Raw genomic sequence first — 16281 nt, 5'->3', positions numbered from 1 at the left:
GGATGCGGTGCGTCAGGCGAGCGAGGCGCCTGGCACGAATGGAACAGAGAGTAGATCATGTTGACGCCCATTCGTGAATTCTGGAACGATCAACGCGGCATAGCGATGATCCTCGTCGCCATCATGCTGCCGGTGCTTGTCGGCTTTGCTGTTCTTGCAATCGATATGAGCCGAGCAAACGGACTTCACAACGATCTGCAGAAAGGTGTCGACGCGCTGGCTCTAGCCGCCGCGGCGGAGCTTGACGGCAGATCGGATAGCATCACCAGGGCCAACAGGGCCGTCGCCAATCTCCTTGCCAACAGAACGCTGTTTTCGACAGCAGGCGATCACCAACTCGCCCTCACCGATGTAACGGTAACTTATCTGACTGGAATACCGGCCAGCGACAACACACGACTAAGCGCCGCCGGTGTCGATTCGAACGGCGTGAACTGGGCCAGCACGGATCCAAAGGCTGTGTCATTCGCGGAAGTAACGGTGAACCCCTCAGGCCTCACTGACGGCGCGGGGGCCTTCGCGACGATTTTTCCAGCCAGTTTCAATGGTGGCAGCGACACGATGGATATTGATCCGCAGGCGGTGGCCGGCTTCACCCAGTCCATCTGCGAAACCGTGCCGATCTTCATGTGCAACCCGTTTGAGACAGCTACACCCGCAACCAGCAAGACGATTCAGGAAGCGTTCGCTTCGGGCGATACCTACAGCCGCGAATTTCGCATTCTGAAAGTGGACTCAAATCCGGGTCCGGGCAACTTTGGGCTGATCGACAACAGCCTGACTTCGCTGCGAGACGCAATCGCAATGGGCACAGCCGGCACCTGCTATCAGCGCGACAAGCTGACAACGAAGACGGGTGTTACCCTGGGCCAGGTTAACGCGGGCCTGAATGTCCGCTTCGATATCTATAGCAGCTCATTGAGCAAGTACAATAAGGACTGGAACTATCGCCCTGCAAGCAACGTTCGCAAGGGTGCCGATAAAACCAGCAATTGCAACAAGTTCACCGCAGCCACCGACGGCTCGGCAATGGGTCTCCCCCCCGGTGATAACTATAACAGCTCTACGGGGATGAGCGATCCAATCAGCGCCCAAAGCTTTTGGAGCACATACTGGAGCATAAACCACAACGGCGCCGCTTATCCGTCGATCCCGAGCGCCAGCTACCCGACCGGAGACACGACCCATCCCGCGTCTCGGTACGACGTCTACAAGTACGAGATTTCCCAAAATCTTGTCGGCGACAAGTCGCCGAGCCCATCTAAGGAGAGCGGCACCCCATCATGTTTCAAGGGTGATACGCCTACTGTCGATCCTGACCGACGGTTGCTGAACATGGCAATTGTCGACTGCATCGCCAACCAATCCAAAATAAATGGCCACACTCAGCTAAAGCCGGATGGATATGCGAGCGTTTTTGTGAATAGTCCTGTGCAAAAGCAAGACAACACGAAAAGCGATGAAGACTCCACCGCTGCCGAAAAGCCCATCAGCCTTGAAATCGTCGACGTCGACGGTCCGCTAGGAAACGGCACTCTCGACAAGGCTCTCCGGAACGAAGCACAACTCTACCGGTGAGTCTCATGACCAAGCTCGGCCACATCACCCAACTGTTCCGCCGCGACGAGGACGGCACAGCCTTAGTCGAAATGGCGATCGTCGCACCTTTCGTGCTTTTGTTGTCAGCTGGCGTATTCGAGTTCTCCAATATCCTGAACACGCGTCTGCTGCTTGAGGCTGGCGTCAAGGATGCGGCTCGCTACATGGCGCGCTGCAGCAGCGATTGGGACACTTGCAAGGGGCTGGCCCAAAAGCTCGCGGCCTATGGCGCGGTCGACGGCACCAGCGCCAGGGTGACCGGTTGGCTTCCGGCACAAGTCACAATTACAAAGACATCCACTGCGGCGGCCGATACGACCACCACGCCCCCTACCCAGATCTATCTCAGCAGCAAGAGCACCGTCGACGTGGTGACGGTCAGCACTTCGTATACGTATCCGGATCTCGGATTCTGGTCCTATCTCGGCTTTGGTAATTTCGCACTCAGCGTGGCCCATCAGGAGCGCGTCTTCGGATGGTGACTCCGCGCAACCCGTTTTGGAGCTGTCAGTCGGGGGCGGCGATGATCGAAGCCGCTATCGCAATGCCGTTGCTGCTGACCCTGCTGCTTGGCTTCGTCGACTTCGGCTATGCCTTCTACCAATGGAATGCTGCAAACAAGGCGGTCCAGGCCGGCGCCCGGCTGGCACAAATTTCCGCTCCCGTTCCTAGCGGCCTCTCACTCGAGACATTGACCCAAAGCGATACGACCAAAGTCGGCACTGCGGTCGCGCTAAACACGTATAACTACATCTGCACCGCCAACACTGCCGGAGTTGCCTCTTGCACCTGCGGAACAGGTGCAACATGCCAAAACCTCACTGTGAGCCAGGCCGCCTTTGACCTGATCTTCAGTGGCAGCACCACCCGTGCCGGGATGCAGACATTCTTGCCGATGCTCCAGAAATCCGAAGTCAGGATTCAATATCAGGCATCTGGCCTGGGCTATTGGACACGCCCAGGCGGACCGGTGCCGACCATCACGGTCAGCATCGTCAACCATCAATTCCAGTTCTTTTTCCTGGGCGGTCTGCTCGGGTTCGGCAATATGACGATGCCTTCAATGCTCAGTACAGTAACGGGTGAAGATTTAAAGAGTACATCGCCATGAACGCCATCGACACCAGAGTGCTGCCGACGAAACGCAAGCAGGTCGCGCTGTTTTCGTCGGATGCGAATTTCAGGCACGACGTGACCACCCGGCTCGACGCGCTGGCGATCTACGACGTCAGGGTTTCGGAAGCGGTCGAGTTCCTCAAGGGGCCGCCGGTCGATGCGCGGCCGGGCATCATCATCCTCGATCTCGGCGATGGCGAACTGCTCGGCAATGCGGCGATCGTCGAGGCGCGCTCGGCCTGGGCTTCGGTGCCGCTGATCGCGGTGTCGGGCGAGCTGACGTCGGAGCAGACGCGGGTGCTGGTGCGCATGAATGCGTCGGACTGGCTGCACAAGCCGCTCGACCCCAAGGAGCTGCTCAACGCCGTCACCTTCCACGACACCGGCAACCAGGGCACGAAGAGCCGGATCGTCACCTTCATTGCCGCCAGCGGCGGCGCCGGCGCGACGACGCTGGCAATCTCGGCGGCGGAGCATCTCGCCTCGAAATCGGCCGAGCGGGCGGCCTCGACCTGCCTCGTCGACCTCGACTTCCAGAGCGCCAATTGCGGCGCCTATCTCAACCAGTTCAACCAGTTCGACCTTGCCGGCATCATCGGCCAGCCGGAGCGGCTCGATGTCGAGCTGATGGACGTCATCAAGCTGTCGCGGCCGTCCGGCCTCACGCTCTATTCCTTCGAGCGGCCGCAATTGCCGTTCGAGCCACGCGGCGCCGATTTCGTCTTCCGCCTGCTCGACCTCGTCGCCTACCGCTTCGACGACATCGTCATCGACCTGCCCAACATCGAGACGCCGTGGCACGAGTCGGTGCTGCGCACCAGCGACGAGATCTTCATCGTCTTCGAGCTCAATGTCGCCTCGCTCAGGCAGGGCAAGCGGCTCTACAAGAAGATCCGCGAATTGCGCGGCAACGGCGTCTCGATCACGCTCGTCGCCAACAAGCACAAGCGCAAATGGTTCGGCAATCACTTCTCGCGCAGCGAGCTGGAGAAGATCTTCAAGGCGCCGCACATCAAGTCGCTGGTGCTCGACAACGCGCTGCTGGCCGATGCGCTGAACCGCGCCATCCTGCCCTCCGAGGTCGACGGGCGGGCCCGCTTCAACAAGGACCTCAAGCGCATGTTCAAGGAGCGGCTGGACAATGCCCAGCGCTAGAGCAACTCCAGGAGATCCGCGCAGCGGTTTTCCATCCGGAATTGCGACAAAGCAAATGCGGCGAATAGCGACACGCCTTGCCGGCGCCTGCCTGATCGGCATAGTCCTGGCGGTGCCTTGCGATCTCGCGGAAGCCGGATCGGGGCTGCCGCCGCTTCCGGCCATGGGCCCCAGCCTGCGCAAGACGGTCGCCTTCCAGACCGGCGAGCAGCCGGGAACGATCATCATCCGCAAAAGCGAGAAGGCGCTCTATCTGGTCACGAACAAGAGCCAGGCGCTGCGCTACCAGATCAGCGTCGGCCGCGACGGCTTCGGCTGGACCGGCACCGTCAAGGTCGCTGCCAAGACCGAATGGCCGGAATGGCGCCCGCCCCAAGAAATGCGGGTCCGCCAGCCGGAGCTGCCGGCGATGGTGCCCGCCGGTCCCTACAATCCGCTTGGCGCCAGGGCGCTCTATCTGTCGCGCGACGGCCGCGACACGCTCTATCGCATCCATGGCACCAACGATCCCAAAGGTGTCGGCTTCGACGGCACGTCCGGATGTTTTCGGCTGACGAACACGGATGTGATAGATCTCTTCAAGCGCGTCGCGGTGGGCGCAAAGGTGGTGGTTGAATGACGATGATCAGCGAGACGGATATTCCGGCAATCGAACTCAGCGAACGGGAAAAGGCGCCGGGCAGGCCGAGCCGGGCGAGAACCATCGGCGTGGTCGCGGCCGGCGCGGTCCTCGTCACCGCCATCAACGTCACCGCCGCCTTCTATCTCTATCGCGGCGTCAACGACCTTCGGGCATTGGAGGCGCGGCTGGACCAGCTCGGCCAGTTCGAGCAGAGGATCGGCGCGCGCATCGATACCGTCAACAACGGCTTTCAGAGCCGGTTCGAGACGCTGGACCGGCAGCTGCAGGCGAGTTTCGGCCAGATAAACGGCAATCTTTCCCGGCTTGAGCAGAGCCAGCCCGTCGCCGCCGATGCCGAAACGCCGCGGGCGCCAGAGCCCAGTTTCGCCAACACAACCGTGGCCGAGGCCTCGGCAGGTGAAAATCCCTCCGTCGGCGAGCCGGCATTCAAGGGCAAGGCCGCGCCGCCCGGACCCAATCCGTCCTATCAGCGCATCCAGCAGGCCGACGGTAAAGTCTACTACAAGAAGATCAACTGACGCGGCATAGGGCGATAGCGGAAGGCATTCCGATCAGCGGGGTCTACAGATCACGCTGCAGCGCCAGGATGCGGACGGCGCGGGCTTCGGCGCGCAGCCTCGCCTCGCGCAGGAAGGCGACATGGCAATAGGCGCAGGCCGCAAGGCCAAGGCACAGCACCATGCAGTTTTTCAAGCTGAAGTCGATCGCCAGCGAGAATTGAAAGCCGCGCGGCGCCGTGAAGTTGGCGATCGTGCTCGCCGTTTCCGAATGGCTGCCGGCCGCTATCATCAGACCGGCGAACATCAGCGCGGCATGGTTGGCGAGGAAGAAGCCGGCGGATCTCTTGGCCTGGCAAGCCATCCAGCAGACGCCTGACGCAACGACGATGACGGCGGCATCGACGGCCATCGAGCCGCCGAGATAGAAGTCCACCTGCTGCCAGAACATCGTCGAGAAGGGGCGCAGCTCGAGCCAGATGCGCCACATGGTCGGGCTGGCCGAATAGCTTCCGAGCAGAAACGTCGCCGTCCGTTCCGCCGCCAGCAGGAACAGCATGAGAGCCGGGAAGGCAAAGAGCAGTATCGGCTTGCGCGTCATGTCATCCCCCTCGACATCCGATGCTCGATTGTAGGCCGCATTGGTTGCGCGAGACTTAACGCAAAGCCTTGCTTTTCAAGCGATGTCATCGGCGCCTAATGTATGATCCGGTGAAACGACGAGGCGCGCTTTGGGCAAGGCGAAATCGACCGGCCGGCTTGCCACGACGCTCGGCAGCCTCGGGCTGGTCGCCGGCGCGCTGCTGGTTGCCGCGTCGAGGCACTGGTTGCCGCCGGACCTGCCCTCCCCGCCCGCCCAGGTCGCGAGCGAAGCCCGACCTGCCTCTCGCATCGCCGTCCATGACACGCGGCCAGGCCAGCCGGCGCGCAGGATAGCCGAGCACCTCATCGCGCCGCCGCCGCTCGACGTGGCGAGGATCGAGCGCATCGAGCCCCGCCCTCCCCTCGGCGAGCTCGGCCTCGCCGTGCCGCCGAAGACGCCGATGCCGCAGGACTGGCGTGAGACGCTGCTCTATCGCCCGGTCGCCACCTCGTCGGCGATCTTCGAGTCCATGGGGCGCAGGGTGATCGTCAGCGGGACCATCGAGGTCGATCCCGCCAAAACCTGCGCGTTCGGCGATGTCATCTGGCCCTGCGGGCAGCGCGCCCGCGCCGCCTTCAATGCCTGGCTGGGCGGCCGGGCGCTCAAATGCGTCCTGCCGCCCGATGCCGACCGTTTTGCCATCGCCGCGCCGTGCATGCTCGGCAAACAGGATGTCGGCGCCTGGCTGGTTGCCAATGGCTGGGCGATGGCGTCCCCCTCGGGCATCTACGGCAAAGCCGAATCCGTCGCCAGGGCTGCCGAGATGGGCGTCTTCGGCCCGCCGCAATAGGACATACCCGGAAAGGCGCGCAACGGCCTTGCCTGCGCCATTGCGTAAAAACGGAATGGCTAAAGCAGCTCGGCGATCCTACCAAACGCTGACCCGTTTCAGCGACGAATCAGATCGAAGCGAGAACCGGGCCGCAGCCGCCGGCGCCATCCAGGGAGAAAGACACTGATTTCCTTCAAATTGTAGGCCACGCTGAAACGGAAATCGTAACACACCGCCTTTATGCCAATGCGTCCAACAGGAGATTGGCCAGTGAGTATGAAAACCGAGACCGCGCCGGCAGAGCCCTGGAAGCATGTCGTCTGGCTGACCCTGCTGGGCACCGCCGGCTGCGTCGGCCTGTCGCTCGGCCTCAACTATCTGCTGCTGCTCAGCGACGCGTTGACGCCGTTCGGCCGCAGCGTCATCACGGCCGCCCTTCTGCCCATTATCATCGGTCTGCCGCTTTTTGCCTTACTCGGCTGGAGAGAGGTCGAGATCCGCCGTTACCGGCAGGAGCTCACCAGATCCGGCACCTACGACCATCTGACCGGCTGCCTCAACGGGGCCGTGTTCACGTCGATGGTCGACAGGCGAGCCGCCAGACCGGCCGGGCCGCGCTCCGGCGCTTTTCTCGTCATCCATCCGGAGCATCTTTCGGCGATCAATTTGCGCTTCGGCCTCGAATGGGGCGACGAAGCCTTGCGGCTGATCGCCACCGCCATCAGGTCCTCGGTGCGCAAGGAGGATCTGATCGGCCGCATCGGAACGGCGATGTTCGGTGTTTTCCTCGCGGGCGCGACCGAGGAGGACGCCAAAGAGGTCGGCAAGCGCGTCCGGGAAGCGGTCGGGCAGATCTATTTCGCGCCGAAAGGCGACAAGGACGTGCTCGCCATCCGCGTCGGCGGCGTCGTCTTCGAACATGAATTGGCTTTCGAAGACATGTTCCGCTCGGCCGAGGAAGGATTGTCCGAGTTGCAGGACGAGACCGGCTTTCACCTGTCCCATTTCAACAACTGAGCGGCGCGACCAGCGGCCAACCCCGCCGACAACCTGGCGGGAGCTGCGGTTCAAATCCCTGCGTCTCAGATGCCGCCCATGCAGAGATATTTCATCTCAAGGTAGTCCTCGAGGCCGTGGCGGGACCCCTCCCGTCCGATGCCGGACTGCTTGACGCCACCGAAGGGTGCCGCTTCCGAGGACATGCGCCCGGTGTTGATGCCCACCATGCCGTATTCCAGGGCCTCCGCCACGCGCCAGACGCGCTTCAGGTTGGACGCATAGAAATAGGCGGCTAGTCCGTAGATCGTGTCGTTGGCCTCACACACGACCTGATCGGCATCCTCGAAACGGATGACGGGGGCCAACGGCCCGAATGTCTCCTCCTGCGCCACCGTCATCGCGCTGGAGACGTCGGTAAGGACCGTCGGCTGGAAAAACGTGCCGTCTCTGGCAATCCGGCCTCCGCCGCACCGGATCGCGCCGCCCTTTGCCACGGCATCGGCGATGTGGGATTCGATCTTGGCGAGCGCCCGCCTGTCGATCAGCGGGCCGATGGCGACGCCGGGATCGAAACCGTCACCGACCTAAAGCTCGCCGACCCGCCGGACGAATTTGTCGACGAACTCATCGTGAACGTCCGACTGGACGTAAAGTCGGTTCGCCGAAACGCAAGTCTGGCCGGCATTGCGGAACTTCGCCTGGACCGCCCCGTCCACGGCGGCATCGATGTCGGCGTCGTCGAAGACGATGAAAGGCGCATTGCCGCCCAGCTCGAGACCGACCTTCTTGATCTGGTCCGAGCACTGGCGCATGAGCAGGCGTCCGACCTCGGTCGAGCCGGTAAAACTGATCTTGCGCACTTTGGGATTGTGGCAGAGCTCGCGCCCCACCGCGGCACCTTTCGAAGCATAGATGAGATTCACGACACCATCGGGAAAGCCGGCCTCGGCGGCGAGCGCGAACATGGCGCCTGCGACAAGCGGCGTCTGTTCGGCAGGCTTAAGCACAATGGCGCAGCCTGCCGCCAGCGCCGGCGAGATCTTGCGCGCCACCATCGATGCGGGAAAGTTCCATGGTGTGATCGTGCCGACGACGCCGATCGGCTGCTTGATCACCAGCATGCGGCGGTCGGTCGACGGGGCCGAGATCGTCTCGCCATAGATGCGATTGGCCTCCTCGGCATACCACTGCAGATACGCCGCCGCATGCGAGACTTCCGATCTGGCTTCGGCGAGCGGCTTGCCCATCTCCGCGGTGAGGATCGCCGCGAGATCGTCGGTGTGGGTGACGATCAGTTGATGCCACTGCCACAGCAATTCGCTGCGCTCCCGGGCGGTCAGCCCCGCCCATTCGGCCTGTGCGGCATAGGCCTTGTCGATCGCGGCGCGCGTCTCCGCAATCCCCATGTCGGGAAGTTCCGCCAGCAATTCGCCCGTCGATGGATTGAAGACCTCGAACGTGCTCCCGCCAACCGGCGTGCCAAGCGCCGGCACCCGGTCGATTGCGCCGAACAGGTCAGGGGATTTCAGGTGGCGCATGATCGGCAGGCATAGGGGCAATACCGGTCTCCTCCTTCAACGAGCTGACGTTTGAGAAGGCCGAGATGTATTCCGCACGTCTGCGCCTGTCATAGGGCCTGGGAAGGACGGCGGTAGACCCACCTGTGACAACTGGCTTCCTCGACCATCGGCAGGAATGAGAGCTCGACCAAGGGAGAGGAGGTGCCCCGAAAGCGGGCTGGTGCTGCGAGAGAGGATTGAACTCTCGATCTGTCCAATGATTTCAATGACTTACTGATCATTTTGTAACATTGTGACGGACCACAGAATGAGCAGCAAATGGCCTACTGAGGCCGCGGGCAGCTTAGTGCATTGCTGCCACAACCACCGTGACCTTCTCCTGGCTCCCTGTGACGGTGCTACCTTAACCCGGCTTTGCGCAGCCCTTCGATCAGTAGTTCAGTGTCCTCCGGATACTTGTGCGGAGGAACCTTGCGCCACTGCGCGGTTGTGAAGTTTGGGTGCACCTCCAATAGCGCTTGGGCATGCCTGTCCGCTTCCCGTGCGTTCCCGAGATAGGCATAGCTCGCTGCCATAAGCCGATGGCCCTCGGAGTCGTCCCGCATCTTTTGCAACGTCTCTATCGTTTTTTCATATTCGCCGAGCTGAAAATAGGCATCGCCGAGATACCAGAGATAGGAATCCGGATAATAAGGGTTGAGCCGCATCGCCTTCTCTAGCAGCCCCACAGACCGCTCCGCTTGACGAACGTAGACAAGGCAGTCACCCATCTCGGCTAGCAAGTCGGCGTCATTGGGATTGAGCTGCAGAGCACGTTCGTAGGCGGCGATCGCTGGATCGTGCTCCTTCTTGTAGAGGCGGGCCAGGCCCATTTCGGAATAACCGCGTGCGTCGAGGTCGTCATGCTGGACGGCCAGATTCGCCAGGTTCAACGCCTCGTTCAACGCGCCTTCCGGATCGTTGGTCCACGCATAACGCCATTCAACGTTGAACGTCCGCGACATGGCCGCATAGCTGCGCGCATAGTGCGGATCAAGATCCCGCGCCTGTCTATAAAGTCGCCTGGCATGCCAATTGCTCTCCGGGCGGAAGCGGAAACTAAGATCCTGTCCTCGCAAGATCAGTCCATAGGCATCGACGTTGGGGCTGTTCTGAGCCGAAAGGCGGCGCTTTTCCGCCATGTCTATCTGGACGGCCAGGCGCGAGGCTGTGGTAGCAGTCACGTCGTCCTGGAAGGCAAATATGTCCTCGATCCCGCCATCGTAGCGTTCGGACCACATCGTATTCTCGGTCCGCGCCTCGATCAGGTCGACGGCGATCCGCAGCTTGTTTCCAACGCGCCTCAAGCGTCCAGACAGAAGGTATCGAACGCCGAGTTTATTGGCGATCTCGCGCAGCGACCGCGTCTGGGCGGTCGCTGCAAAGGTCGAATGACGAGCAATCACCATCAGGTTGCGGAAGCGGCACAGATCGGAAATCAAGTCCGCAACAACGCCCTGGCACAGATGGAGGTCTGCAGGATCGCCCGAGACGTTCTCGAACGGCAGGACGGCGAGCGAACTGTCCGGGACGGAACGCTGGGGTGCCGGGGCAAACGGCAGCGCCGACACTTTGGGCTCGGCATGAGTCAGACCGAAGTCTACGGCTAGGACTTCGACCTCGTCAGCTATGTTCTTCAGCTTCTGCTTTCCGAGCGACCGGAACGAGCATTCTGGCTCATTGCGCACGAACTGGTGAACGGACTCGGCAATACATATGCCGCCAGGCGACGCCAGCGCCTGAATGCGCGCGGCCATGTTGATGCCATGACCGTAGACGCCCGTGTCGCCGACGATCGTGTCGCCTATGGTGATGCCGATCCGGTAGGCGATGGGCTCCTGGCCACCCGACCACACCGCGGCGTTGGACATTTCCCGCTGCATTTCGACGGCAAAATCCAAGGCCAAGGTCGCGCTTGGAAACAGGGCGACCAGTCCGTCGCCCGCGGTATCGACAACCGACCCGCCATAGTCGCCGACGAGGCTGCTGATGAGGCTCTGAGAGCGTATCAAGCGGACGACCGTCCCCTGCTCGTCATTATCCATCAGGCGGCTGTAGCCGTGGACGTCTGCGTAGAGGATCGCTGACAGCTTGCGATTGAGTTTCTCGGTTCGCGCGATGACCATGACCCCCTTCACCCCATTGTTCGACCGCAATACAAACCGCCGTGCGATCCAGCATAGCACACAAATGGCCGCTCATGCAGAAGCCGGCGAGTCGGAACGAGGCGGAATGCCGGGGGCGGCGGTGCGCCGTTCCTTCGAGGCTGAAACTCCAGCATCATCATTCTCGACGGGCGCGACATAGGCTGGATCGAGGTCACCCGGGGCGCGACACCGCCTACAATCGCACGCAGGTGCCGTTGCTGGACGACTATTGCGGGCTCGGCATCGGCACGCGGCTGATCAGGGGCCTGCTCGACACGGCGGCGCGAGGAGAAGACCGTCTTGCTGTCGGTTATTCGCTTCCGTGCGATCAGTCTCTAGGAGCGGTTCGGCTTCCGCATCGTCGATCCCAAGCGTCGCCAATCCTCAGCATGGTGGGGCGACGCAAGCCCGCGTCAGGGACGCATTCCTGTCCGGTCAATCGTTGTTGTTGCCGCCGCGGGTGCCGCGCGCACTCATTCCCCTTGCACTCATTCCACGCGCGCTCATACCCCGTGCACTCATCCCGCGCGCGCTCATTCCGGCGGCGTCCATGCCGCCCGGTCCGTCGCCGAGCATCGCTGCAAGCAGCACGTCTTCGAACATGCCCGTCTCGACATCCATGCGGATCGTGTAGTCGGCCTTGTCGTAGGACCAGACCATGATGTCGTCCGCGAACTCGAAGTCCATTTCTCCCAATCCGGTCTGGGAAGGTTGCGCCGGCGCACGTGCTCTATTAGGGCCGGCCCCTCCGCCAGGCTTGGCCTCACTGGCGGGAGTGCCCGCCCCGTGAACAAGGAAAAGGACAGGCCTCGGAAGATCGTAGTAACAATTTTCATAACTGAATCCGTATATCCTCGCAATTTTCGCAGCTGCAAAGACCAAGCTTTCTTGCACCTCTCCAATCGGACCGGGTCGAGGAACAACAAAAGGGCTGTGTGTCGCGTTCCCTGCCGGATTAACAATGGAAAGATCTTCGACTACGCGACCAAAAATTAGAACATTAGACGAGCTCAGTAAGGTCTCGGTCATGATACCATTCCCTTCTCATTTGCATTCCGCATCTGCCTAGCTTCGTATTTCTCCCGATACGACAGCCTCCGCCAGCAGCAGCACGGCTTCGTCGATCGCGGCACGAACACGCGCGGCATCTGGAAATGGCTGTCCTTAGCCGGTGCCGCCAGCCGCGGCCCAACGCGGACCTGGCCGATGGCGCGGCGGTCGAGATTGACCGCAATGATGCGGCGATAGCGCCCGCCGGTCACTATGCGGTCGACAGCGCGCAACGTGTTGCCGACGGCCGCATAGCTCAGATCGTCAGGTTCGAGCCGGCGCCAAGTTTCGGCGAGCAGCATGCCGAGTTCGTCGCGCGAGGCGACCAGCGCCTCGCGAAAATCTGCCGGCGCTGCGGCATAGGCCTCGTCGAAGATTGGCTGAATGATGCGGAAATAGTCTGGGCTGTCCTCGAGCCTGTCGGAAAGGTCTTCCTGTCCTTGGCTGATCAGCCCGCGCGCGACGAGCTCCTCGTGGAACAGATCGACGAAGACGTCGAACATCGCGCCGGTGAGTGGCTGGGCGAGCGCGTGCTCGTCGTGCCAGCCGCGCACAAAATCGAGCATGGACAGCGGGTTGGCGGCGAGCCTAATCTGGTCGTTGCTGGACAATTCGGCGATGCGGTTGACAAGATTGCGGGTGTAGAGATTTCCGCGGCTCTCCTCCAGCAGCTCGTCGATGACAGAATCGAAATGCAAGGCGGCGATCAGCGCGGTCAGGTCGGCGGCGGATTCATGGAAGCCGTAATATTCGGCGGACGCCGTTCCCGGATCGGGCACGCCGATGACCGAATAGATGATGCAGTGCCCGACCTCGTGCGCGATGACGTCGAAGTTCAGGCTGAAGGGCTCGATGCCGCCGTCCTCGCGCTCATGGATGCCGACCTCCAGGAAGCCGTAGCCCATGAAGGCGTTTTCCAGAAGATTGCGTTGGATGACCAGCTCCAGCCGGTCCAGGTCGCGCCGGAAATGCCAGGCGATCGGATGGCCGAAATATTTCTCCCATACGTCGAGCGTGCAGCGCACCGAGCCGAACAGATGCGCAGCCTCGAACTCAGGATCCTCCGGCGCGATGTGGTCGAAATGTCCCTCGCGATCGGGAAGCGCAGGCGGAAAGATATCGCCCCGCCATGGCGGCAGCAGATAGAGCGGGTCGCCGCGCAGATTTTCCACTAGTCCGTAAGCAAGCGGCTTGCCGATGGGATCGACGACATACAGGCGATCATTACTAGGCCCAGGGCCTATTGACCCGGCAGGCGACGATACGATAACAGTTTCAGGTTTGCGGAAAGGCGTTAGAAACGGCGCCTGGGCAAACAGCCTGAAGCGCGTTCCGTTCTTGACTACGCAGCCTTCCCCTCTAAATGCCATACTCGTCCCACCTACGGACAGAGGCATCCACATCTTATTGGCCGCAGCATCATCGGCGCGGCAAAGTCATCCTAACGAACTTTCGCCCGCGGCGCCAGAGTCATTCCCTAACGCGCGTTGGGTTGTGAAAGTATAGTCACGGGCCAAAAGCTCATAAAACTTGTCCACGCTGGCAAGTCCGATAGAGGCGGCGTAGTCGGCAAGGTCTTCGGGAACGGCCTGGCCGAGGCATTTCTCAAAATACCAAGCCGCCAACAGGGCACGCGGCATCGGCGCAGATGTCGACGCCCATCGCCGCCTGGCCAGAGCCTGCTCACGGTAGCCGCTGTAGAGGTCGAGTTCGCGCAGCCGGTCCAGCATGCCTTGATGAAGTGCGACATCGCGATCTCGCGCGAGCACCTCGATACGGGCATTGTCCTCCATAATAAGCCCCAGTCCCGCGAGATCGGTGCCGTTCTCTCTTGCCCAGCGGATTACGTCGGTTTGCCGCATGAGCCCGCGCCGCGAGCGGAACTCACCAGTCGCGCGCTTTACAGCTTGGCGATCCGGCGCTGCATCGCCATCGCTCCGAGCCAGCAGTCGAAGCAGGGCATCGCGACGCACCCGCGAGTAGTCGCCTCGCAACCGAAGTTCGTCCAGGATGGCTTCTTCTTCGATCGTAGTCGCCTCGTCGTTCCTCAGAGTTTCGCTGCGCCAGTGCGCGTTGTGCCAGTTCTCGGTCCACTCGAAATGGAAGGTCGGTGGCTCGGGTTTCGCGCCGCTACGGATGAACGCGTCCATCTGGCTCAACAGTTCGAGCGCGTCGTCGCGCTTACGATCAACCTTTCCCGTTCGCAACCACTCGGAAAGCGCCTGCATCTGCTCCGGATCGACAATATCCTCCAGCAGACCGCGCCAGGTTCTCAATTGATAAAAGCGTGCTTTCGCACCGGCGGCGAGACGTTTTCCGGTGGCTTGGTCGATGACCCGTTCTTCAACCGCCTTTTCGAGAGTCGCGCGAATGTTGACCATCGGTTCGCTGAGGCGGATGTAACCGGTTTCCGGGGGGCCATGGATGAGCGCCACCTCATCGTCATCAGTGAGTTCGCCGTCCCGATACGCTTCGAAGATGCGGCCGACGCCGCGCATGCCGAAAGAATGGAGCTCCGCAGCCCGCAGCGCACCCATGCTGGATGCGCCGAACACGGTGATCCTGCGTGCCAGCGCCCATAGTATTTCCTTATGCAGCACCGCCGCCTGTCCGTCGAAATAGCCGTCGATGATGCCAATGGCTCTGGGACTTCGGCAGGCTGCTGCATAGAACTCGCCCTGACGCACCGGCGGCCTGAACTCGAAGCCGTCATAACCTGCTACATCTTCTGCTTTCACACTGGGGCCGCAGAAGACGACCGCGTTCACAGAGCGGCTCCCAGGGTGCGGCGGGCCCGTTCGCCCGGCACGTAGCCGCCGTGATCGTCCGGTCCTTCAAGGCCGGGTATCACCACTTTGACAACCGGCAAGCCGATGTCATCCTTACTAAGGTCGACGGCGACAACCTCCGTGACTCTCGCCGCTTGCAACCTATTGATCAACCAACCCAGATTCGACACTATCCCGACCGTCGAGTCTTTTTCAGCGGCAGCAATCCGCCTATCAGGAGAATGCTCGGATAAAAGTCTTTCGGCGAGCCGATGGCGGTTCTCCCGATACGCTTCGCGATATTCCTCGGGCTGCAGATCGTCGCGCGCCCCGGAAACGTAAGTCGTTCGAACCTGCGCGGCCTCGATTAGCGCCTTGAGCAATGCGACTTCCGGCACCGGATGCGCTGCAGCGCCGATGCCGTGATGGCTGTTTCGATCGCGTTGATCGGCGATCAGGCAAAAGAACGCTGGCACACCGATGTCCGAAGTCGTTTCCCACCCCGCTACGCGGAAGTCGGCGCGTTTCAGTTTTTCAAGCACGTCTCGGCAAGGACCGTCCGGCGCGCTGCCAAGATCGACCCCGGTGCTTCTTCGGTGAGCAGACGGCAGGCGATTCCAAAGCGCGGTCGCATCGCGTTCGACAACCTCGCAGATCGCGTGATGGATCGCCTCGTCGTAGCTGCCGCCCGAGGCTAGCCCATTGCTGCTGCAGTCAAAATAGCCGCTTCCCGGCGGCGCAGGCACCGTGAAGTTTGCGCGGACGCACTCGAACGGCAACCACCTCCCTTCGCGCGAAATCAAATCCGTGCCCTCTATCCAAAGCGTCACGTGATCGCGGGTAAACTGTTCGCCGGCAACTCGCGGCAGACGATCAATTTCAGCAAAGCTGTGTGAATGCGAGAGTTCCGCCATGCTGCCGAGCTTTAGTGGAAGCTCTATGTGTTCCGCGTGGTAAAGTTCCACACTTTCCATCAAGCCAGACGCGATCGCGGCATCCATATCGGTGCCTTTGCCTTGCGAAACCGCAAGCGACCGGGCATTCGGCCGACACACCATCACGACAGGAATGCCAATACGATCGAGCCCGGTCAGGTTGGCGACCCGAGTAATCCCCATACGGGCCCAATGCGGTTTCACCCGCGCAATAGCTTTGCCTGCATCTCCTACTTGAGGAGTGTTTGATGAAACTAAAGGCGTGCCATCCACGGCCGACACTTCGAGCTCTGACCTAACCACCACGAACATCGTGTGCTGAGGGGCAGCCTAACGACTTTAGTAGGTCCGTAACAGGGAGATTCACAGGCAACGCGGGCTCGGCCCTCCCAAAGGAG

Annotated in this window: 14 protein-coding genes and 1 pseudogene; 8 read left to right on the top strand and 7 right to left on the bottom strand. The window is 61.5% G+C overall.

Going from position 1 to position 16281, the window contains the following annotated elements:
* The first annotated feature begins 57 nt into the window (after positions 1-57).
* From EOD29_RS25665 to EOD29_RS25640, 6 genes are read left to right on the top strand one after another with little or no spacing between them, the layout of a single operon-like run.
* On the top strand, positions 58-1578 hold the full coding sequence (locus tag EOD29_RS25665) for a pilus assembly protein TadG-related protein (RefSeq protein WP_127248289.1): 1521 nt from the start codon (positions 58-60) through the stop codon (positions 1576-1578).
* 5 nt (positions 1579-1583) lie between these two features.
* Positions 1584-2081, top strand: a complete 498-nt coding sequence (locus tag EOD29_RS25660) for a TadE/TadG family type IV pilus assembly protein (RefSeq protein WP_127248288.1) — start codon at positions 1584-1586, stop codon at positions 2079-2081.
* A gap of 41 nt (positions 2082-2122) precedes the next feature.
* Positions 2123-2710, top strand: coding sequence for a TadE/TadG family type IV pilus assembly protein (locus EOD29_RS25655; protein ID WP_245475426.1), 588 nt, complete (start codon positions 2123-2125; stop codon positions 2708-2710).
* Positions 2707-3870 carry an AAA family ATPase gene (locus EOD29_RS25650; RefSeq protein WP_127248286.1) on the top strand — a complete coding sequence of 388 codons (1164 nt, stop codon included), beginning with the start codon at positions 2707-2709 and terminating at the stop codon, positions 3868-3870. Before EOD29_RS25655 ends, EOD29_RS25650 begins: the two co-directional genes overlap by 4 nt.
* A gap of 55 nt (positions 3871-3925) precedes the next feature.
* Positions 3926-4489 (top strand): L,D-transpeptidase, encoded by a 564-nt coding sequence (locus tag EOD29_RS25645; protein WP_127248285.1) that lies wholly within the window; start codon positions 3926-3928, stop codon positions 4487-4489.
* Positions 4486-5031: a hypothetical protein gene (locus tag EOD29_RS25640; RefSeq protein WP_127248284.1), complete on the top strand. Its 546-nt coding sequence runs from the start codon at positions 4486-4488 to the stop codon at positions 5029-5031. The genes EOD29_RS25645 and EOD29_RS25640 overlap by 4 nt, the downstream gene beginning before the upstream one ends.
* Positions 5032-5074: 43 nt before the next feature.
* On the opposite strand, the gene EOD29_RS25635 is transcribed toward EOD29_RS25640, so the two are convergent.
* Positions 5075-5611: a hypothetical protein gene (locus tag EOD29_RS25635; protein ID WP_127248283.1), complete on the bottom strand. Its 537-nt coding sequence runs from the start codon at positions 5609-5611 to the stop codon at positions 5075-5077.
* A gap of 130 nt (positions 5612-5741) precedes the next feature.
* Between EOD29_RS25635 and EOD29_RS25630 the strand changes: the two genes are divergently transcribed.
* The gene (locus EOD29_RS25630) at positions 5742-6443 is read left to right on the top strand and encodes a thermonuclease family protein (protein ID WP_127248282.1); all 702 of its coding nucleotides are present in this window, start codon (positions 5742-5744) and stop codon (positions 6441-6443) included.
* Between the two features lie 258 nt (positions 6444-6701).
* Positions 6702-7442 (top strand): GGDEF domain-containing protein, encoded by a 741-nt coding sequence (locus EOD29_RS25625; RefSeq protein ID WP_127248375.1) that lies wholly within the window; start codon positions 6702-6704, stop codon positions 7440-7442.
* A 65-nt stretch (positions 7443-7507) separates the two neighbouring features.
* On the opposite strand, the pseudogene EOD29_RS25620 reads toward EOD29_RS25625, so the two are convergent.
* The 6 genes and pseudogenes from EOD29_RS25620 to EOD29_RS25595 form a co-directional block, all read right to left on the bottom strand.
* Positions 7508-8983, bottom strand: a pseudogene (locus EOD29_RS25620) (NAD-dependent succinate-semialdehyde dehydrogenase).
* A 359-nt stretch (positions 8984-9342) separates the two neighbouring features.
* A complete protein-coding gene (locus EOD29_RS25615) occupies positions 9343-11109 on the bottom strand; it encodes a tetratricopeptide repeat protein (protein WP_127248281.1) in 1767 nt (588 codons plus the stop codon).
* A gap of 456 nt (positions 11110-11565) precedes the next feature.
* On the bottom strand, positions 11566-11817 hold the full coding sequence (locus tag EOD29_RS36545; RefSeq protein WP_206520495.1) for a hypothetical protein: 252 nt from the start codon (positions 11815-11817) through the stop codon (positions 11566-11568).
* A 338-nt stretch (positions 11818-12155) separates the two neighbouring features.
* A complete protein-coding gene (locus EOD29_RS25605; RefSeq protein ID WP_206520494.1) occupies positions 12156-13352 on the bottom strand; it encodes a hypothetical protein in 1197 nt (398 codons plus the stop codon).
* A gap of 264 nt (positions 13353-13616) precedes the next feature.
* A complete protein-coding gene (locus EOD29_RS25600; RefSeq protein ID WP_127248279.1) occupies positions 13617-14948 on the bottom strand; it encodes a TfuA-like protein in 1332 nt (443 codons plus the stop codon).
* The gene (locus tag EOD29_RS25595; protein ID WP_127248278.1) at positions 14945-16195 is read right to left on the bottom strand and encodes a YcaO-like family protein; all 1251 of its coding nucleotides are present in this window, start codon (positions 16193-16195) and stop codon (positions 14945-14947) included. The genes EOD29_RS25600 and EOD29_RS25595 overlap by 4 nt, the downstream gene beginning before the upstream one ends.
* Between the last annotated feature and the right edge of the window lie 86 nt (positions 16196-16281).

Origin of the sequence: Mesorhizobium sp. M1A.T.Ca.IN.004.03.1.1 (assembly GCF_003997555.1) — a bacterium.
GTDB lineage: Bacteria > Pseudomonadota > Alphaproteobacteria > Rhizobiales > Rhizobiaceae > Mesorhizobium.
Note: the sequence above shows the minus strand (reverse complement) of the source record. Positions and strands in the feature narration are given on the sequence as shown.

Coding starts and splice junctions, on each gene's coding strand:
- EOD29_RS25665 (WP_127248289.1), top strand. CDS start 58: ATGTTGACGCCCATTCGTGAATTCTGGAACGATCAACGCGGCATAGCG.
- EOD29_RS36545 (WP_206520495.1), bottom strand. CDS start 11,817: ATGGACTTCGAGTTCGCGGACGACATCATGGTCTGGTCCTACGACAAG.
- EOD29_RS25635 (WP_127248283.1), bottom strand. CDS start 5,611: ATGACGCGCAAGCCGATACTGCTCTTTGCCTTCCCGGCTCTCATGCTG.
- EOD29_RS25645 (WP_127248285.1), top strand. CDS start 3,926: ATGCGGCGAATAGCGACACGCCTTGCCGGCGCCTGCCTGATCGGCATA.
- EOD29_RS25650 (WP_127248286.1), top strand. CDS start 2,707: ATGAACGCCATCGACACCAGAGTGCTGCCGACGAAACGCAAGCAGGTC.
- EOD29_RS25660 (WP_127248288.1), top strand. CDS start 1,584: ATGACCAAGCTCGGCCACATCACCCAACTGTTCCGCCGCGACGAGGAC.
- EOD29_RS25615 (WP_127248281.1), bottom strand. CDS start 11,109: ATGGTCATCGCGCGAACCGAGAAACTCAATCGCAAGCTGTCAGCGATC.
- EOD29_RS25625 (WP_127248375.1), top strand. CDS start 6,702: ATGAAAACCGAGACCGCGCCGGCAGAGCCCTGGAAGCATGTCGTCTGG.
- EOD29_RS25595 (WP_127248278.1), bottom strand. CDS start 16,195: ATGTTCGTGGTGGTTAGGTCAGAGCTCGAAGTGTCGGCCGTGGATGGC.
- EOD29_RS25640 (WP_127248284.1), top strand. CDS start 4,486: ATGACGATGATCAGCGAGACGGATATTCCGGCAATCGAACTCAGCGAA.
- EOD29_RS25655 (WP_245475426.1), top strand. CDS start 2,123: ATGATCGAAGCCGCTATCGCAATGCCGTTGCTGCTGACCCTGCTGCTT.